This is a genomic window from Roseibium sp. (genome assembly GCF_051016195.1).
GTDB lineage: Bacteria > Pseudomonadota > Alphaproteobacteria > Rhizobiales > Stappiaceae > Roseibium.
Genome location: NZ_CP134616.1, coordinates 6,133,352 through 6,153,430, shown reverse-complemented (window position 1 = coordinate 6,153,430; position 20,079 = coordinate 6,133,352). Strand labels below are relative to the sequence as shown.

Genomic DNA, 20,079 nt, shown 5'->3' with positions numbered 1-20,079 from the left:
TTCCTCCCTTAGGACCCGGAACCGCCGCACTTGCCGGTGGCGGTGTTGAAGTTGCCGCAGGAAAGCGGCGCACGCCAATCAGCGATCAGATCCTTGGAGCCTTCCAGGTAGTCGGACCAGGCATCGCCAACAACGGTGCCGGAGGTCTCCCAGACGGTTTCGAACTGGCCGTCATCCTGGATTTCGCCGATCAGGACCGGTTTGGTGATGTGGTGGTTCGGCATCATGGCCGAGTAGCCGCCGGTCAGGTTCGGCACGGTGACGCCGACGATCGAGTCGATAACCGCATCCGGATCGGTCGTTCCGGCCTTTTCGACCGCTTCGACCCACATGTTGAAGCCGATGAAGTGCGCTTCCATCGGATCGTTGGTCACGCGATCTTCGTCACCGATGAAGGCGTGCCATGCATCGATGAATTCAGCGTTGATGTCGGTGTCGGCAGACTGGAAGTAGTTCCATGCAGCCAGATGGCCAACGAGCGGTTCGGTGTCGAGGCCGGCGAGTTCCTCTTCACCAACGGAAAAGGCGACAACCGGAATGTCTTCGGCCTTGATACCTGCGTTTGCCAGTTCCTTGTAGAAGGGTACGTTTGCGTCACCGTTGATCGTGGAGACCACGGCGGTTTTCTTACCGCCCGATCCAAACGTCTTGATGTCCGAAACGATCGTCTGCCAGTCGGAGTGACCGAACGGCGTGTAGTTGATCATGATGTCTTCTTCAGCGACACCCTTGGACTTCAGGTAGGCTTCGAGGATCTTGTTGGTCGTGCGCGGATAGACATAGTCGGTACCGGCAAGAACCCAACGCTCGACGCCTTCCTCGTTCATGAGGTAGTCAACGGCTGGTACGGCCTGCTGGTTCGGAGCCGCACCAGTGTAGAACACGTTGCGCTGGGACTCTTCGCCTTCGTACTGAACCGGGTAGAACAGAAGCGAGTTCAGTTCTTCAAATACCGGCAGCACGGACTTGCGCGAAACGGATGTCCAGCAGCCGAAAACGGCATCGACGCCGTTCACTTCGATCAGCTCACGCGCCTTTTCGGCAAAGAGCGGCCAGTCGGAAGCCGGATCGACGACGACGGCTTCAAGCTTCTTGCCGAGAAGACCGCCCTTTTTGTTCTGCTCCTCGATGAGCATCAGCATGGCGTCTTTCAGCGTTGTTTCCGAGATCGCCATTGTGCCCGAAAGCGAGTGCAGGATACCGACCTTGATCGTGTCGTCATCGGCAGCTGCGCCGCCGATCATGGTGGAGGCCATCAGGCCGGCGAGGGCGAATTTGGTGAATGTGTTTTTCATGTAAGTCCCCTTAATACGATGCGCCGGTTCCCTGCCGGCGCAGGACGGCTGGAAGGATTGCCGCCATCGGGGACGGATCGTGCGCCGGATCGACTGCACCGCAACATACGTCAATTGACGTAAGTGCCGGTTCGGAGGATGCGGTATTGCCGGCGGCGGTCGGCACGAATTGTGCTGTGTGAGTCGCCTTGGTCTGAAAACAGTGAAAGATGGGGTAATGCAGACGGCTTTCTGCCGAAAAAATAGGCATATGGCCAAAAGCAGGGCAGGTCGCCGACATTGACCGCCCGCCAGCGCATTCTGCCCATTCGACGCCAGTACAACAAATGGGTCAACAACCAGACGCTTGAGGACTATGCCCTTCGGTTCACGGCCAAGGGCGCGCGCCGGTTTTCTTCCCGCGCCATTTCCCAGACCGCGATCGGGGCGATCTCCTTTCTGGCGCTGGAAGCGATCGGCGGTGCCATCACGTTGTCGCACGGGACCGCGAATGCCTTCGTCGCCATTATGGTGGGCAGCCTTGTCCTCCTGATCGTCGGACTGCCGATCAGCCGCTACGCCATGCGTTACGGCGTAGACATCGACCTGCTGACGCGCGGTGCGGGTTTCGGGTACATCGGATCGACGATAACGTCGCTCATCTATGCGAGCTTTACCTTCATTCTGTTCGCCATCGAAGCCTCGATCATGTCGAGCGCGCTCGAATTTGCCTTCGGCGTGCCGCTTTGGCTCGGTTACATCATCAGCGCCGTCGCTGTCATTCCGCTGGTGACCCATGGCATCACCTGGATCAGCCGGTTCCAGCTGGCCACACAGCCCTTCTGGATCGTCCTGAACATTCTGCCCTTCGTGTTCATTGCTTTCACGGACTGGCAGGCCGTCGGACAGTGGTTGACATTTTCCGGGATCGATCCGGCGACCCAGGCACCCAGAACGGAGCCCGGCGGCTGGGAAAGCGTCAACCTGATCAGCTTCGGTGCTGCGACGGCGGTCATCCTCGCCCTGATGGCGCAGATCGGAGAACAGGTCGACTTTCTCCGCTTTCTGCCCGCGGAGGACTTTGCGCGCAGGCGGCACAGGCTGGCCCTTTTCCTTGCCGGACCGGGCTGGGTGGTTCTTGGTGCTCCGAAAATGATTGCAGGATCTTTCCTGGCCGTCCTGGTGCTGTCGCATGGCGTGCCTGTCGAGCACGCCGACGAGCCGGCGCGAATGTATACCGTCGCCTTCGGCTACATGATCCCCAACGAGACCGTCGTTCTTCTGCTGATGGCGGCCTTCGTCGTTGTCGCCCAGCTCAAGATCAATGTGATGAACGCCTATGCCGGGTCTCTTGCTTGGTCGAATTTCTTTTCCAGGCTGACACATTCACATCCCGGGCGCGTGGTCTGGCTGGTGTTCAATGTCGGCATCGCCCTGCTGCTCATGGAGCTTGGCATCTACGCGCTGCTTGAGGAGACGCTCGGAGTCTTTTCCATTGTCGCGATGGCCTGGCTCTCGGCGATATCGGCGGACCTGTTCATCAACAAGCCGCTTGGATTGTCTCCGCCCGGCATCGAATTCAAGCGCGCCCACCTTTACGACATCAATCCCGTCGGGACGGGCGCAATGCTGCTGGCGGCAGGGCTCTCGATTGCAGCGCATTTCGGTCAGTTCGGCGAGATACCTGCAGCGCTCGCGACTTTCCTGGCAATGGCGATCGCCTTCGTGGCGGCACCCCTGATCGCCTACGCAACCAAGGGGAAATACTATCTGGCGCGCAAACCGCGTGCGAGTTGGAAGGACAAGACGAGCATTGCGTGCTCGATTTGCGAAAATCCGTTCGAGCCGGAGGACATGGCCTATTGTCCCGCATACCAGGCACCGATCTGCTCGCTATGCTGCTCTCTCGACGCAAGATGTCATGATTCCTGCAAGCCGAACGCCCGGCTTTCGCATCAGGTCGGAAGCGTGGCTTCCGTGGTGCTGCCGGAAAGAGTGTTCGACTACCTGAATTCGCGTCTGGGCCGCTATGCCCTGGCGTCAGCAATATCCATCACGGGCATCGGTCTCGTCCTGTGGGTGATCTACGCTCAGGCAGTCGGCCGGTTCGGTGACCCGACCGGGATCATTGCGCAGACGGTCACACTGATATTCTTCGTTTTCACCATTGTCGCCGGAATCGCCTGCTGGTTCCTTGTTCTCGCCCACGACACGCGCCGGGTCGCCGAGGAGGAATCCGCACGCCAGAATGCGCTTCTGCAGAAAGAAATCGATGCGCATGGTGTAACCGACGCAGCGCTGCAGAAAGCGAAGGAAGACGCCGAGGCCGCAAACCTTGCCAAGAGCCGTTACGTGGTCGGCCTCAGTCACGAACTCAGGACGCCGCTGAACGCGGTACTTGGCTACGCACAGGTGCTGGAACGCGATGAAACCCTGCCGACGGCCCGCAAACCCGCGGTCAGCACGATCCGGCGCAGCGCCGAGCACCTCTCCGGGCTCATTGACGGGCTTCTGGACATATCGCGAATCGAGGCGGGACGTCTTCAGATCTATTCCAACGAGATCAACATTCACGATTTCCTCGACCAGATCGTCGACATGTTCGAAATGCAGGCAAGCGCCAAAGGGCTCGAGTTCAAATTCAAAGCCGCGCCCAACCTGCCGGTCTTTGTCAGAACGGACGAGAAACGGCTGCGGCAGATCCTTGTCAACCTTCTCACCAACGCGATCAAGTTCACCGAAAGCGGCGAGGTCTCGCTCAGCGTCGGCTACCGGTCCCAGGTCGCAAGCTTTGTCATCAAGGACACCGGGCCCGGCATTGATCTTGGCGAGCAGGTCAAGATCTTTGAACCGTTCGGCCGCAGTAAGGCACCTGCGAGCCGCGCGGCGCCCGGTCTCGGGCTTGGATTGACCATTACCAAGCTTTTGACGGAAACCATGGGCGGGGCCATCGCGCTTGCAAGCGAGCCGGGAAAGGGCGCCGCCTTCGAAGTCCGGCTCATGCTGGCCGCCGTCGACCGCCCGGTCGATATCGTTCGGCTCGAACACCAGGTGAGGGGCTATCTTGGCGCGCGTCGAACGATCGCCGTGGTGGATGACAATCCAGATCACCGCGCACTGGTGAACGCAATCCTGAAGCCGATCGGTTTCACGGTTCTGGAGGCGGGAAATGGAACCGAGTGCCTGTCAACACTGGTTGATCTGAAACCGGATCTTTATCTCATCGACATTCTGATGCCGGGCATGAACGGGTGGGAACTGGCGGACGCACTGCGCGAGAAAGATGATCACATGCCGATCGTGATGCTGTCGGCAAATATCGGCGACCAGTCTCTTCGCCCCGACGGCCCGTCGCGCCACGATGCGACACTGGCCAAGCCATTTGATATCGGCCAACTGCTCGATCTGTTGCAAAAACATCTCGGGCTGACATGGACTGAAACCGTTCAGCCTGACCAGCCGGAACCTGCCAGGAAGGTGCGGTTGCGGTCGCCGGGTGAGAAACACGTTGCCGACCTTATATCTCTTGCGGAAATCGGATATGTGGAGGGCATTGAGGCAAAGCTTGCCGAACTTGCCGTCACACCCGAGTATAAGCCTCTTGTCGAAACGCTTCATGGTCATCTTAACCGGTTTGATTTTGACGCCTACAATGACGTTCTGAGCGAACTGGAAACCAATGACGGATGACCGCCGCGATACAGTCCTTGTGGTGGACGACAGCCCGGAAACCCTGGGGTTTGTAACCGAGGCCCTGAAAAAGACCGGTGTCGCGGTTCTGGTCGCAACCAGCGGAGAGGCTGCCCTTTCGATTTGCGACAGGGTGACACCGGACACGATCCTGATGGACGCGGTCATGCCGGGGCTGGACGGATTCGAGACTTGCCGGAAGATCAAGGACAACCCGGCACTGAAGCATGTGCCCGTAATCTTCATGACGGGGCTTTCGGAGACCGAGCATATCGTGAAGGCGTTGGAATCGGGCGGCGTCGACTTCCTGACCAAGCCGATCGACGTCGACGAACTGAAGGCGCGCATCAAGGTTCACCTCAAGAATGCACGCTCGGTGCAGAGTGCTCATGTCGCGCTGGATGCGGCCGGACGTCATCTCGTCGCGGTGAATTCCGCCGGCAAAATTCTTTGGTCGACGCCGCAGATCCAGTCTCTTCTTGAGCAGGCCGGAAATGCCGAGACGAGTTTGCTGCAACTTGGGAAAGCGCTTGGCGACTGGCTCGAAAGCGCCGAACCGTCAGGCGCTTATCACAAGAGCTTCATGCTGGGCCTCTCCGGCACGCTTGCCGTCCAGTTGCATCCACTCGGGCGGGTGGGCCCCGACGAAAACCTTTTCCGTGTCACCGCCGAGGACGAGGCGGGTCAGGTCCGGGCTCTGCAGGAGCGGTTCGAACTGACCCAGCGCGAAGCGGAAGTGCTTATCTGGATCGCCAAGGGCAAGTCCAACAAGGACATCGGCGAGATTCTCGGGCTTTCACCGCGCACGGTCAACAAGCATCTGGAGCAGATCTTCGTCAAACTCGGCGTGGAAAACAGGGCGTCGGCGGCCGTGAGAGCGGCGGAAGTCATCTTCGCTTTGTAAAGGTGGTCGTCCTTCCTGTCTGAAGTCCCGGTCTTTTCTTTCGTCTGCAGAACGCTAGCTCCTCCATTGTTGCCGATCTTTAATGAGAATAATTCGCAACTGGCTTGATATTGCAAATGATTTGCAATATCAATTGCAGGAATGATGCGAAATCCCAGTTTGGAGTCCGGAATGATCAAAGCTTCTTTCATTGCCGTTTCGTTGACGTCGCTCGCCTTGCTCATGTCGCCATTTGCGCAGGCGGCCGACAAGATGAAGGTCGCAACCACCTTTACCGTGATCGCCGACATCGCCGGCAACGTGGCAGGCGAGGCCGCCGAAGTCGTGTCGATCACGAAGCCGGGCGCGGAAATCCATGGGTACCAGCCGACGCCCCAGGACATCGTGCGGGCGTCGGACGCGGATCTGATCCTCTGGAACGGCATGAACCTCGAACTCTGGTTCGAGCAGTTTCTGTCCAACCTTGGCGATATCCCGTCGGCGACGCTGACGGATGGCATTGACCCGATCGCCATCAGGTCGGGAGCTTATGAGGGCAAGCCGAACCCGCATGCCTGGATGGGTCTGGACAACGCCCTGGTTTATATCGACAACATCGTTGCAGCCTTTTCTGCCCAGGATCCCGTCAATGCGGCGACCTACGAAAAGAATGCGGAGGCCTATAAGGCCCAGCTCCGGGCAACCATTGAGCCCCTGCGTGAGGCGGTGGCTGAAATTCCCGAGGCGCAGCGCTGGCTGGTTACCTGCGAAGGCGCATTCAGCTATCTTGCCCGGGACTTCGGCATGAAGGAACTCTATCTGTGGCCGATGAACGCCGACCAGGTCGGCACGCCTCAGCAGGTCAGGTCCGTGATCGATGGTGTCCGGGAAAACGAGATTCCGGTTGTGTTCTGCGAAAGCACGGTAAACACCGCTCCGGCGAAACAGGTCGCGCGCGAGACCGGTGCCAGCTACGGCGGTGAGCTCTACGTGGATTCCTTGAGCGAAGCCGGCGGACCGGTGCCGACTTATCTCGATCTGTTGAAAGTGACCGCAACGACCGTTGCCGAAGGCTTGAAGTCGGCGTCGAACTGATCGCCGGCAAGCGGGCCGCCACCCGATTGTTATGTTGTGAAGAGTACTCTTTAATGGGGTGACCCGTGCTGCAAATCGTCAAGGACCCCGAAATGGATGCGACCGTGCCAACGGACGCCGGTGGACTTTCCGCAAAAGATGTGACCGTTACCTATCGTAACGGTCACACCGCGTTGTGGAATGCGAGCTTTTCCATACCCAAAGGCACGGTGACGGCACTGGTTGGCGTAAACGGGGCCGGTAAATCGACTTTGTTCAAGGCGATCATGGGATTTGTTCCCGCTGCCCGGGGTGAGATCCGCATTCTCGATCTGCCGGTGCGCGAGGCACTGAAACGCAACCTTGTCGCCTACGTGCCGCAATCGGAGGAAGTCGACTGGTCCTTCCCGGTGCTGGTCGAAGACGTCGTCATGATGGGCCGGTATGGCCACATGGGTTTTTTGCGCCGTCCGAAACCGGCCGATCACGCAGCGGTCGACCAGGCGCTTCACAGGGTCAACATGCAGGATTTTCGCCATCGCCAGATCGGCGAATTGTCCGGCGGGCAGCGCAAGCGTGTCTTTCTCGCGCGCGCACTTGCGCAGGACGGTCAGGTGATCCTGCTGGACGAGCCGTTTACCGGCGTGGACGTCAAGACCGAAGAGCAGATCGTCGCTCTCTTGAAGGAACTCCGGGACGAAGGACGGGTGATGCTTGTTTCCACCCACAATCTCGGCTCGGTTCCCGAATTCTGCGACCGGACGGTGCTGGTGAAAGGCACCGTTCTGGCCTACGGCGCGACGCAAACGACGTTCACGCGCGAAAATCTGGAACAGGCCTTCGGTGGCGTGTTGCGCCATTTCACCATTTCCGACGAAACGCTGCATACCGATGGCGACCAGCGCAAGGTGACGATCCTGACGGATGATGAACGCCCCTTCGTGCAATATGGCGACGAAGTCCAGACCACGGACGGCAGGCAATAATGGCGATACTGCTGGAACCTTTTTCCTACAACTACATGGTCAATGCCATGTGGGTCTCGGCCCTGGTCGGCGGCGTTTGTGCCTTTCTATCCGCTTATCTGATGCTGAAAGGCTGGTCCCTGATCGGTGACGCGCTGTCCCACTCGGTCGTTCCTGGCGTCGCCGGCGCCTACGTTCTCGGTCTGCCGTTTTCGCTGGGCGCCTTTTTGGCGGGCGGACTGGCCGCCGGAGCCATGCTGTTCCTTTCAGAGCGATCCGGACTGAAGGCGGACGTGATCATCGGACTGATCTTCACATCCTTTTTCGGGCTTGGCCTTTTCATCGTGTCCGTGAACCCGATGTCTGTGTCCATCCAGACGATCACGATGGGCAACATCCTGGCGATCACGCCCGAAGATACGCTTCAGCTTGCGATTATCGGTTTTGTCTCGTTGGCGATCCTGCTGGCGAAGTGGAAAGACCTGATGGTGACCTTCTTCGATGAGAACCATGCGCGCTCCATAGGTTTGAACCCGGGTGTGTTGAAAGCCATCTTCTTCGTTCTTCTGTCCGCCTCCGTCGTCGCCGCGATGCAGACCGTTGGCGCTTTTCTGGTCATCGCCATGGTCGTGACCCCCGGTGCCACCGCCTACCTCCTGTGCGATCGCTTCCCCAGGCTGATTGCGCTTTCGGTCGCGATCGGCGCTCTGACGAGCTTTACCGGAGCGTATGTCAGCTACTTCCTGGACGGGGCGACCGGTGGCATCATCGTGACACTGCAGACCCTCATCTTTCTGGCCGTCTTCCTGCTTGCGCCCAAACACGGCCTGCTGGCAGCGCGGCGCAAGGCAGCAGCAGCCTTGCGCGAAAGGCCGGCGGACACGGCGCCGGTCAACAGCGGCGAGGCAGTCTGATGGATCTCGACACGCTTTTGTTGCCGTTCCGCTTCCCGTTCATGCAGAACGCTTTTCTGATCTGCATAATCGTCTCGGTGCCGACGGCGCTTCTCTCGTGCTTTCTGGTCATGAAGGGCTGGGCGCTGATGGGCGATGCGGTCAGCCATGCCATCCTGCCCGGGATCGTGGTCGCCTACATCATCGGTATCCCGCTTCTGATCGGTGCGTTCGCAGCCGGAATGATCTGTGCCCTGGCAACCGGATATCTGGCGGGCAACAGCCGCGTAAAGCAGGACACCGTGATGGGTGTCGTGTTCTCGGGCATGTTCGGCCTCGGCATCGTGCTTTACGTCGCGGTCGAAACGAATGCGCACCTCGATCACATTCTCTTCGGCAACATGCTCGGCGTTGGAACGTCGGATCTCATCACCGCCGGCATCATCGCGATCGTTGTGAGCACCGCGCTCGTTCTGAAATGGAAAGACCTTGTCCTGCAAAGTTTCGACGCCGCACAGGCGAAGGCGTCCGGTCTGCCGGTCAATCTGCTGCATTACGGGCTTCTGGCGGCACTCTCGCTGACCATCGTTGCCACGCTTTCGGCAGCGGGCCTTATCCTTGCCATAGGCCTTCTGATCGCGCCGGGGGCAATTGCCTTCCTGCTTGTGAGAAGGTTTGGGACCATGCTCTGGGTGTCCGCATTCGTCTGCATGTCGGCCATGCTGGCCGGCACCTACGCCAGCTTCTTTCTCGATAGCGCGCCAGCGCCGACCATCATTCTGATCCTGACCTTTATGTTCGTCGTCGCCTTCGCACGGCGGCTCTTGCTGACGCGTGCGGCCTCTGCGGCAAAAGCGGCTTGAGCCGTTCGCGGGATTTGGCCACTGGCACCTGATGATCGATCAACCGGGCGACGGGATGTGAGCCGTGAAAACCGCAGACGGCAAAATATGCTCGCATCGAAAGCTCCAAAAACAGACTGTGCGTTATATCACCCGCACTCTCCGAGATAGTTGGCAACGCCTCCCTGACGCATGCTAGGCGCATTGCCGTAGACGCAATTGGCGGTCGCAATTGACACCAGTTCCGGCCTCGCATGCGATCAAAAGCGGCTGAGTATTCGTTGGGAGGAACGGATGAAGAAGCATCTCCTGGCCGCTGTCTCCGCGGCTGCATTTCTTTCAACCGGCGCAGCTTTTGCGGCGGATGGTCCCTTGAAAGTCGGCGTCCTTGCGACGCTTGAAGGCACATACACGGTTCTCGGAGAGGACGGTGTGCGCGGTCTCAAGACGGCCATGGCCGTCAGGGGTCCCAAAGCCGGTGGCCGTGATATCGAACTGATCATTCAGTCAACGGACGCATCGCCGGATAGCGCGGTACGCGGTGCACGCAAGCTGGTCGAGCAGGACAAGGTCGACATTGTGATCGGACCGCTTTCCGGATCCGAGGGCATCGCCATCCGGGATTATTCGAAAACACAGCCGCAGGTCACATTCCTGAACGGGATCTCCGGTGCGCAGGAAACAACCTACGTGACGCCGTCCGAGAACTTCTTCCGCTTCAACACGGACGGAGCGCAGTGGTCCGCGGGCCTGGGCGACTATGTGTTCAACGAAAAGGGCTGGGAAACCGTCGCGACGATCGGGGAAGACTATTCCTTCATCTATACGCAGGTTTTCGGCTTTGCCCTGGAATACTGCCAGGCTGGTGGTGAAATCACCGAACGTTTCTGGGTTCCGCTCGGAACAAAGGATTTCGGCTCGATCATTGCCTCGCTTCCTGACGATGTGGACGCGATCTATCTCGGTCTTGGCGGCGGCGACGCTGTCAACTTCCTGAACCAGTATCAGCAGGCCGGTGGCGATGCCAACCTGATTGGCGGTTCCATCATGGTTGACGGCACGGTCCTGAACTCCAAGGGCGACGCCAAGAACGCGCTTATCGGAACGCCGTCCGCAGGCCCGCAAGCCGACACCTGGGATGATGCAAACTGGAAGACATATGTGAAGGCCTACCAGGACGCATTCCCGCCGGACCAGCGCTTCCCGAGCCCATCGCTCCTTGCAACGGGCTACTACAACGCGACGACGGCCGCGATGACCTGTCTCGATGAGGTCGGCGGCGATCTGTCCGACGGGCAGGCAAAGTTCCGCGGCTGCCTTGCCAACCTGGAACTCGAAGCGCCGAACGGCAAGATCACGCTCGACGGCAACCGCCAGGCAATCGGTGCGAATTTCGTGTCCGAGGTCGCCGAGCAGGATGACGGCACGCTCGTGACCAAGCTGGTCGCGATCAAGGAAAACGTGCCGCAGACCCTCGGCATCGATCCTGAAGTCTTTGCAAAGATCGGCCTCCCAAGCCGTGAGACGCCTGAGTGCAAGTCGTCTTACTGACCGCAAAGCGCCGGGCGGCACACGCCGCCCGGTTCTCCTACCGGGCCGCCGCATCCAGCAGCTTCTTGTCGAGATCTGGCAATGACTCTCATTACCTACGTTACGCGAGTTCATTTTGCCGATGGCGTTTTGGAAGAGGCGCTATGGTCGGAAGTGGAAGTCAATCGCAAGAAACGGCCGCTGATTGTCACTGATGATGCGCACCTGAACAGCGAACTCTACGAACGGCTTCTTGCGGGGCTGCCCGTGCGGACCTCGGTCGAGGTCGTCAGCGACGTACCCGACATACCCAACGAGAGCGCCGCCCGCCGTATCGCAGACATCTACGAGCGAACGGACCGCGACCTCCTGATCGCGTTTGGACGCAACACCGCGATCGATCTTGCAAAAATCTCGAGAATATCGATCGCGCATGAGGAACCGCTCGAAACCTTCTCCTATGCCACGGGCGGCTCCCGGCGGATCGGCAACAATCTTCCCGATCTTTATGCCGTTCCGGGTATTCAGGGGTTTGGATCTGCGGTAAGCGCCCATGCGCCGGTCGTCCTGCAGGACGGCGAGCGGACGCGACTCATGTGCAAGAAGCTGGTTCCCGCCGTGACGATCTGCGACCCGACACTGACGCTGGGCGCAACGCCGGTCGAGAGTGCCAGCGCCGGGGCCGATGCGCTCGGGCGCTGCGTTGAAGCCTATCTGTCTCCCGGTTACAACCCGCCCGCCGACGGTATCGCGCTTGACGGTCTTGGTCGCGTGATTGCCAATCTGCACAAGGTGCTGGAGCACGACAGCGTCACGGCCCGAAGGGAGCTGATGGCTGCCAGCCTGAACGGAGCGCTTGCGCTGCAGAAAGGTCTCGGAACAATCCACGCCATCGGGTGCGCGCTCGAGACCGTCGTCGATCGCCGTCTCGACCCGGGTGCCTTGAGCCGGTTGCTGTTGCCCTCGGTCCTGCAGTTCAATGCCGGTGCTGCGCGCGAAAAGTTCAGCACTTTACAAGCTCTTTTTGACCCGCAGGGTGACCACGACCCGGCACAGTCCGTCACGGAATTTCTTCACAACCTGCCTTTGCCTGAAAGCCTCAATGACATGGGCATCGCCGAGGAGGAGCTGCGAACGGCCGCCGATCTGGCCGCGTCCGATCTGGCCGCCGTGCGCAGTCCGCGTGCGCTGTCCAGCTCAAGTCTCTATTCGATCATGAAGTCGGTGCACTTGGAAAGAACCCGGGTGGCCTGATGAGACCTCTGCTGATCAACGGGGAATGGGTGTCGACCGCCGATGCCGCGGAGAACCGCAACCCATCCGACCTTTCCGATGTCATAGATCTTTATGCGCATGCCGGTGTTGCCGAAACGCAGGCGGCGATCGAGGCGGCTGCCGAAGCCGCGCCGGGTTGGGCCGCTGCGTCGCCTCAACACCGGTTTGAAATCCTGAACAGGGCCGCCGACGAACTGGCCGCCCGGAAACAGGAAATCGGCACGCTTTTGTCACGTGAGGAAGGCAAGACGCTCCGTGAAGGCCTCCTGGAGGCGGAGCGGGCGGCGAATATCTTCCGGTTCTTTGCCGGTGAATGCGTGCGGCAGTCCGGAGATCTGGTGCCCTCCGTCCGCCCCGGTATCGATGTCGAGGTGACACGCGAACCGCTCGGCGTCGTCGGGATCATCACACCCTGGAATTTTCCCATCGCGATCCCCGCGTGGAAAATCGCCCCGGCGCTCTGTTACGGCAACACGGTCGTGTTCAAGCCCGCCGAACTGGTGCCCGGCTGCGCCTGGGTTCTCGCGGACATTCTGCAGAGAGCCGGTGTTCCGGATGGTGTTTTCAATCTCGTCACGGGAAAAGGCTCTGTTGTCGGCCAGGCCATGCTCGACGATCCCCGGATCGACGGGATTACCTTCACCGGATCGCAGACTGTGGGACACAGGGTTGCGGAGGCCTGTCTGAAAAGGCTGCGCAAGGTTCAGCTTGAAATGGGCGGGAAGAACCCGCTTGTCGTGTTGAATGACGCGGAACTGGATCAGGCCGTCGAAGTTGCGGTGGACGGAGCCTTTTTTGCGACCGGTCAAAGATGCACCGCGTCATCGCGCCTGATCGTGACCGAGGACATATGCAGCCGGTTCGTCGAGAAACTGGTCGAACGTTGCAAGGCGCTCGTGGTCGGCAATGCATTGAAGGAGGGAACTGAGATCGGACCGGTCGCCAGTGCAGACCAGCTCGAGACCGATCTGAAATATATTGAGATCGGCCGCGCCCAGGGCGGAAACCTGCGCTGCGGCGGCGAGCGCCTGCGCGGGGAGACCGACGGATACTTTCTGCGGCCCGCGATTTTCACCGACACCACCAACGACATGCGCATCAATACCGAAGAGGTGTTCGGCCCGGTCGCCTCGGTCATTCGTGTCAAGGACTATGACGAGGCGCTGTCGGTCGCCAACAAGACCGAGTTCGGCCTGTGTGCAGGAATCTGCACCACGAGCCTCAGGCATGCCAGCCACTTCCGCAAGAATTCGAAGGCCGGCATGGTGATGGTCAATCTGCCGACGGCGGGCGTTGACTATCATGTTCCCTTCGGCGGCAGGAAAGGATCGAGCTTCGGCCCACGCGAACAGGGCCGGTACGCGGCGGAGTTCTTCACGACAGTCAAGACGGGTTATATTCGCGCCTGAATACTGCGCCGCAGCATGAATTTCAGTCTGATTTCGTAACTCTGAGTCTCTTTGTGAGGCCGTTTGTCTTGCAAATCGGTATTTTTGCGAGGTTTACTTCATGAAACAAAAAAATAGACGATCGCGATAATCCTCGGGAGGAGGGGACTATGAGCGAAGCGATATCCGTTCACCACGGTGAATTCGGGCGCGCGGCTCTCTACAAGCTGGATAAGCCTATCATTACGCATGCCCACCGGGAGGGGCATCTGATCTTTTACCTTGGCGGTGCCGAGGCGAAAGTCAGTGTCTCCGGCAAGTGGGTTGCCGCAGACCGCAATACCGGCGTCGCCGTCAGTCCCTGGGAGCAGCACAGCTTCCATCTGAAGGAGAAGAACCCGGTTGAGTCCTGCATGTGCCTGGTGCTTTACATCAAGCCGATCTGGTTTCTTGAGAACAGCCAATCCGCTGAATTCGCACTGAATTTCGGCAGATCCTTCATCTCGATGACACCGGACGTCTCCAATTGGGTGAAACGACTGACGTCCCTGTTGCTGGACGGTGGCAACGATCATCTGTTCGATGGCTATCTCTATCGCACGACCCTGCAGTGTTTCGAGCAATCCTGGCGCCATGCGGATCGCAATTCCGTCCTCAGCGACAGCCGCCACAGGTTCACGGACTACCGTGTGCGTCGGTCTCTCCGGCTCATGCAGGAAAACTACACCGAGGAAGTCGAAGTGGAGTGGCTGGCACGCGAGGTCGGTCTGTCCCGTCCGCATTTCTTCAAGCTTTTCAAGAAGCAGATGGGAATTACGCCAAATCTCTATCTCAACACGTTGCGCGCGGAGCAGGCAATTTCCGACCTGATGACCACCGACAAGTCGGTGACTGAAATCAGCTACGATCTCGGGTTTTCCTCGCAGGCAAGTTTCACCCGTTTCTTCTCGTCCAACGTCGGGATCCCGCCGAGCGACTATCGCCGCGTGGCGCACGTCACTTAAGCGGTGCACCAGGTCGGCGGTGGAAATCAATTATGCCGATGATGGGCCAACAGAGAAGACTATCGGGTACGTCGATTCCGGAGCTTCGGACTTAGCCTTTTCCTGAGCCAGCGACCTCAATGTCGGAAGAGCTTAGGGAGGACGTCGCGTGTTGCGGCAAAAATACATCGGTTCGCGCACCGTTGCCGGAAGGAGTTTCCGATGAGAGAATTCGCATCGAAACATCCGGTCTGGACGGTCATCATCCTCTTGGCGGTTGCGGTGTTCATATGGCTGATCTTTGCCATGTGGCCGAAGGGGCTCGTTGACGTAATCGGGCGCAAGAAGGTTTTCCTGAACGCGGTCTTCAACGGCATCACGCTTGGCGGTCTCTATTTCCTCGTGGCAAGCGGCTTCACCCTGATTTTCGGCCTGATGCGCAACGTCAATCTGGCGCATGGATCTCTGTATCTCCTGGGTGGCTACATCGGCTATTTCGTCGCCAGTTCCACGGGCTACTGGCTGCTTGCGTTCCCGGTTGCCTTCATTCTTGTCGCCTTCGTCGGCATTCTCATGCAGATCTTCATCTTCCGCAGGATGGAGGGACAGGATCTCAGGCAAACGCTCGTCACGATCGGGATTTCCATCGTCATGGCGGACCTGATGCTCTGGGGCTTCGGAGGAGATTTCTACAACATTTCTCCGCCGAGCTGGCTGAGCGGACCGATGGAAACCCTGTTCGTGACGGGCGTAAAACGCTCTTCCGGTGAACTGATCTACCTGAAATACCCGGTGGTGCGCGTCGTCATTTTCCTCGCATCGGTCGTGATCGGGGTTGCCATGTGGCTAATCCTGAACCGGACGCAGATCGGAATGATGATCCGCGCCGGTGTCGATGACCGGGACATGCTGTCGGCAACAGGGGCACGTATTCAGCTTGTCTTCGTCGGTGTGTTCGCGTTCGGCGCAGGGCTCGCCGGTATCGCAGGCGTCGTCGGCGGTACCTTCCAGTCCGTTGCGCCCGGGGAAGACATCCGGTTTCTGCTGGCTTCCCTCGTGGTCGTCATCGTCGGCGGTATGGGATCCATAACGGGTGCTGCACTCGGAGCGCTTCTGATCGGGCTCGCGGAACAGTTCGGTTCCGTCTACTTCCCGACCTATGCCGTTGTTCTCACGTTCCTGATCATGGTGCTCGTGCTGGCCTTCCGCCCGCAGGGCCTGATGGGAAGGTCGTGATCCATGGCGCTGGCTGAAGGCAATCCCGCAACCAAGGTTCACGACGCGCGCGAGCGGGTCTGGTTCGAGCGCATTCCCGCGAGCTACTGGATCGTTTCGATCGCACTTCTGATCATGCCTGCCTTCGCAAGCGATTTCACGCTCTACCAGGTGTTCGGATGGTCGTTCATCCTTGGGATGATCTCGCTCAGCCTCATGTTCCTCGGAGGCTACGGCGGCATGGTGAGCCTGGTTCAGATGTCGGTTGCCGGGCTGGCCGGATACATGGTTGCCATCTTCGGCGACAGCGCCATCACCGATATCAGCCTGGGATGGCCGTGGTACATCGCCATTCCGCTCGCCCTCATCGTCGCGATGGCATTCGGCACGGTCGTGGGGTCTCTCGCCGTCCGCACCGAGGGAATCTACACCATCATGATCACGCTGGCGGTGGCGGCTGCGTTCTTCTACTTCGCCCGCCAGAATTACGTCGTCTTCAACGGGTTCTCCGGATTCAACGGTGTATTGCCGCCCAACCTTTTCGGCGTCGACTGGCGGCAGAGCATTCCTTTCTACTACCTGACCCTGTTCTGGGCAGCCGTCGCCTATTTTTCGGTGCTGTACGTTTCGCGGGCACCGTTCGGCCTCGCCTTGCAGGGTGTGCGTGACAATCCGCGCCGCATGGCCGCTCTCGGCTACAGCGTGAACGCGCACCGGATCGCGGCCTACGCCTTCGCCGCGCTGATTGCCGGAACCGGGGGCATTCTTCTGACTTGGCAGTCCGCACAGATCTCACCGGGTACTGCAGGCATCGGCCCGGCAATCGACATTCTCGTGATCGCGGTGATCGGTGGCATGAGCCGTCCCATCGGTCCGTTCATCGGTGCGTTCATCTACGTGCTCCTCAAGACCTTCGCAATCGACGTGCTTCTGTCACTCGGTTTGAGTGGAGAGCGCTTTCAGCTGCTCATCGGCCTCGGCTTTCTCGCCATCGTCTTCTTTTCGCCCGACGGTCTCCTTGGTCTCTGGGACCGTTGGCAGGAGTACCGCAAGCGTGATCCTCTGCTCGATCGCGGGGAGGACAGGCTGTGACGCTCGTTGAAGCTGCAGGCACCTCCGTATCCGATCGCCTGAGCGTCACCGGAACCGCGAACGCGCTGGAATTGCGTGGGGTCAGCAAACTCTTCGGGGCCCTGGCAGCGCTGACCGATATCGACCTGATCGTAAAACCGGGAGAGCGGCGCGCCGTCCTCGGATCCAACGGCGCAGGTAAGACCACCCTGTTCAACTGCATCACCGGCGATTTCGCGCCGACAACGGGCTCGATCAGGTTTTTCGGGGAAGAGGTGGCCGCGTTTCCAGCGCAGGAACGCATCCGGCGCGGATTGCGCAGAACCTACCAGATCTCGCTGCTGTTCGCCGGCCTGTCGGTCCTGGACAATGTCTACCTGGCCTGTTGCGGTGTGTCGCGCGGCCGGTTTTCCTTTGTCCGCCCGCGCCGCAACGATGCCCTGATGGCCAGCGCGGAAAATCTGGTGCATGTCGTTCATCTCGATGACGTCCGGGACACCAAGGTGTCGGATCTGTCCTATGGACAGCAACGTCAGCTGGAAATTGCGATGGCGCTTTCGGGTGCCCCGAGATTCATCCTGTTTGACGAGCCGGCAGCCGGTCTCTCCCCGACGGAGCGGCAGGAGCTCATCGAGATCCTCACCGGACTGCCGAGCCATATGGGCTACATCATCATCGAGCACGACATGGACGTCGCCCTGCGTGTCGCCGAGTCGGTCACGATGATGCATAACGGCCGGATCTTCAAGGAAGGCAAACCGGCCGAAATTGAAGAGGATGAAGAGGTTCAGGCGCTTTATCTCGGTGGTGATGAGGGGCTGGGCCATGGCTGAACGCACCACTGCTGCACTCGAGATCAAGGATCTCAATGTCTATTACGGCCAGTCCCATGCCCTGCAAGGGGTCAATCTGACACTGGATCACGGTGTCCTGTCCGTCGTTGGCCGCAATGGCATGGGCAAGACAACGACCTGCAAGGCGATCATGGGCCTGGTGCCTGTTGCCTCGGGCACCATCAGCCTCTTCGGGCAAAACCTGGCAGGACTTGGACCCGCGGAAATCGCGCGTCTGGGGATCGGCTACGTCCCCCAGGGACGGCGCCTGTGGAGATCGCTTACGGTCGACGAGCACCTGCAGCTGGTCTCGAGTAGGGGTGGGGCCTGGACACCGGAACGGGTCTATTCCGTCTTCCCGAGACTTGCGGAACGGCGCAGCAATGGCGGGGCGCAGTTGTCGGGTGGTGAGCAGCAGATGCTGGCCATCGGCCGGGCCCTTTTGCTCAATCCGAAGCTCCTTGTCATGGACGAGCCGACCGAAGGCCTTGCGCCGGTCATCGTCAATCAGGTCGCCGAGATGCTGGTGCGTCTCGGCCAGGAAGGCGACATCGACGTCCTGGTGATCGAACAGAATATCGGTGTGGCGTGCGCGGTTGCGGATCAGGTCGCGATCATGGTCAACGGCCGGATCAACCGGATCCTGCCCTCCAACCAGCTGGCTGCCGACAGGGACCTGCAGCAGGCGCTCCTCGGCGTCGGCCGTCATGCGCATGACGAAACACCCGCCCCGGCGCTCGAACCCGAAACCGATCACGCCGCGCCGGCAGCGCCGCATGTCCGGCGTGTTTATCTGTCAAATCCGAAAACACCGACCCGCTGGTCCCGGCCCGTTCCTGTCCGCGTGATTGAAAACACCGCGCGCACGAGCACAGCGGTCGCGGCATCGGCTGCAACGCCCGTCACGCCGCTCTTCGCACAGCGATCCGGAGGCGGCGCAACCGTCTATGTCGCCGGAACGCTCGACACGAAAGGCGAGGAGCTGCGCTATATCCGGGATATCCTTAAAGCGGAGGAGCTGACGGTCCGGCTTGTCGACCTGTCGACGAGCGGCAAGCCTTCCGGAGCGGAAGTCCCGCCGCATGCAATCGCGGCCTTTCACCCACGCGGTGCGAACGGTGTCTTTACCGGAGACCGGGGCACCGCGGTGGCCGGAATGACACTGGCATTCGAACGCTGGATGCAGGCGCAGACGGATGTTGCGGGTGTCATATCGGCCGGCGGATCGGGCGGAACGGCCCTTGTCAGCCCTGCGATGCGAACACTTCCGGTCGGCATCCCGAAGGTGATTGTCTCCACGGTCGCCAGCGGCAATGTCGAGCAATATGTCGGCCCGTCCGACATCATGATGCTCTATTCGGTCGCCGATGTTCAGGGCCTGAACTCGATCACGCGCGAAGTTCTCGGCAATGGGGCGGGCGCGCTTGCGGGTGCGGTCAGGGCCCGGTCGAAACGCAAGCCGGTCCGCAACGCCAAGCCCGCCGTCGGCTTCACCATGTTCGGTGTGACGACGCCTTGCGTGCAACAGGTGACGGCGGCTCTTGACGACGACTTCGACTGCCTGGTGTTCCACGCCACGGGCGTCGGCGGCAGGTCCATGGAAAAGCTCCTGGACAGCGGCATGCTGGCCGCCGTGGTCGATCTCACCACCACGGAAATCTGCGACATGGTCGCCGGGGGCGTGTTCGCGGCCAACGAGGACAGGTTCGGCGCATCGATCCGCGCGGGACTGCCCTATATCGGCGCCTGCGGCGCACTCGACATGGTCAATTTCAACGCACCCGAGACGGTCCCCGAGCGTTATCGCGGCCGTCTGTTCTACGAGCACAATCCGCAAATCACGCTGATGCGGACCACCGTCGATGAAAACATCGAAATGGGACGCTGGATCGGCAACCGCCTGAACGAGATGACCTCACCGGTCCGGTTCTTCCTGCCCGAGGGTGGTGTCTCGCTTCTGGACGCCCCAGGCATGGCCTTTCATGACCCGGCTGCGGACGAAGCGCTTTTCAGATCCCTTGAGGAAACCGTGCGCCAGACCAGCGAACGCAGGCTGATCCGTGTTCCCCACAATATCAACGACCCGGAATTCGCCGAGATCATCGTCGAAACCTTCCGCGGCTTCCATTCCAGCCGGCGCAGCCGTGCAGCAGGAGACTGACG

General features: G+C 60.0%; 15 protein-coding genes. 14 read left to right on the top strand and 1 reads right to left on the bottom strand.

The window, feature by feature from the left end; all coding sequences use genetic code 11:
* Positions 1-8 precede the first annotated feature (8 nt).
* Complete coding sequence (urtA, locus tag RDA78_RS27935; RefSeq protein ID WP_434053010.1) at positions 9-1,295, bottom strand: urea ABC transporter substrate-binding protein; 1,287 nt, start codon at positions 1,293-1,295, stop codon at positions 9-11.
* Positions 1,296-1,574: 279 nt separating this feature from the next.
* Between urtA and RDA78_RS27930 the strand changes: the two genes are divergently transcribed.
* The 14 genes from RDA78_RS27930 to RDA78_RS27865 all read left to right on the top strand — a co-directional run bounded on the left by RDA78_RS27930 (position 1,575) and on the right by RDA78_RS27865 (position 20,077).
* Positions 1,575-4,964 carry a hybrid sensor histidine kinase/response regulator gene (locus RDA78_RS27930; protein WP_434053009.1) on the top strand — a complete coding sequence of 1,130 codons (3,390 nt, stop codon included), beginning with the start codon at positions 1,575-1,577 and terminating at the stop codon, positions 4,962-4,964.
* Positions 4,954-5,868, top strand: a complete 915-nt coding sequence (locus tag RDA78_RS27925) for a response regulator (RefSeq protein ID WP_434053008.1) — start codon at positions 4,954-4,956, stop codon at positions 5,866-5,868. Before RDA78_RS27930 ends, RDA78_RS27925 begins: the two co-directional genes overlap by 11 nt.
* 171 nt (positions 5,869-6,039) lie before the next feature.
* Positions 6,040-6,942, top strand: coding sequence for a metal ABC transporter substrate-binding protein (locus tag RDA78_RS27920; RefSeq protein ID WP_434053007.1), 903 nt, complete (start codon positions 6,040-6,042; stop codon positions 6,940-6,942).
* A 92-nt stretch (positions 6,943-7,034) separates the two neighbouring features.
* Entirely contained in the window at positions 7,035-7,907 is an 873-nt protein-coding gene (locus tag RDA78_RS27915; RefSeq protein WP_434056224.1) for a manganese/iron ABC transporter ATP-binding protein, read from the top strand.
* Positions 7,907-8,800: a metal ABC transporter permease gene (locus RDA78_RS27910; protein ID WP_434053006.1), complete on the top strand. Its 894-nt coding sequence runs from the start codon at positions 7,907-7,909 to the stop codon at positions 8,798-8,800. The genes RDA78_RS27915 and RDA78_RS27910 overlap by 1 nt, the downstream gene beginning before the upstream one ends.
* Positions 8,800-9,642 (top strand): metal ABC transporter permease, encoded by an 843-nt coding sequence (locus RDA78_RS27905; protein WP_434053005.1) that lies wholly within the window; start codon positions 8,800-8,802, stop codon positions 9,640-9,642. Before RDA78_RS27910 ends, RDA78_RS27905 begins: the two co-directional genes overlap by 1 nt.
* Before the next feature lie 273 nt (positions 9,643-9,915).
* The gene (locus RDA78_RS27900; RefSeq protein WP_434053004.1) at positions 9,916-11,172 is read left to right on the top strand and encodes an ABC transporter substrate-binding protein; all 1,257 of its coding nucleotides are present in this window, start codon (positions 9,916-9,918) and stop codon (positions 11,170-11,172) included.
* Between the two features lie 81 nt (positions 11,173-11,253).
* Positions 11,254-12,405, top strand: coding sequence for an iron-containing alcohol dehydrogenase (locus RDA78_RS27895; RefSeq protein ID WP_434053003.1), 1,152 nt, complete (start codon positions 11,254-11,256; stop codon positions 12,403-12,405).
* Complete coding sequence (locus RDA78_RS27890; RefSeq protein ID WP_434053002.1) at positions 12,405-13,835, top strand: aldehyde dehydrogenase family protein; 1,431 nt, start codon at positions 12,405-12,407, stop codon at positions 13,833-13,835. The genes RDA78_RS27895 and RDA78_RS27890 overlap by 1 nt, the downstream gene beginning before the upstream one ends.
* Before the next feature lie 149 nt (positions 13,836-13,984).
* Entirely contained in the window at positions 13,985-14,818 is an 834-nt protein-coding gene (locus RDA78_RS27885; protein WP_434053001.1) for a helix-turn-helix domain-containing protein, read from the top strand.
* 201 nt (positions 14,819-15,019) lie between these two features.
* Positions 15,020-16,033 carry a branched-chain amino acid ABC transporter permease gene (locus tag RDA78_RS27880; RefSeq protein WP_434053000.1) on the top strand — a complete coding sequence of 338 codons (1,014 nt, stop codon included), beginning with the start codon at positions 15,020-15,022 and terminating at the stop codon, positions 16,031-16,033.
* Between the two features lie 3 nt (positions 16,034-16,036).
* Positions 16,037-17,104 carry a branched-chain amino acid ABC transporter permease gene (locus RDA78_RS27875; RefSeq protein ID WP_434052999.1) on the top strand — a complete coding sequence of 356 codons (1,068 nt, stop codon included), beginning with the start codon at positions 16,037-16,039 and terminating at the stop codon, positions 17,102-17,104.
* Positions 17,101-17,916: an ABC transporter ATP-binding protein gene (locus RDA78_RS27870; protein WP_434052998.1), complete on the top strand. Its 816-nt coding sequence runs from the start codon at positions 17,101-17,103 to the stop codon at positions 17,914-17,916. The genes RDA78_RS27875 and RDA78_RS27870 overlap by 4 nt, the downstream gene beginning before the upstream one ends.
* Positions 17,909-20,077 (top strand): ABC transporter permease, encoded by a 2,169-nt coding sequence (locus RDA78_RS27865; protein WP_434052997.1) that lies wholly within the window; start codon positions 17,909-17,911, stop codon positions 20,075-20,077. Before RDA78_RS27870 ends, RDA78_RS27865 begins: the two co-directional genes overlap by 8 nt.
* Positions 20,078-20,079 lie beyond the last annotated feature (2 nt).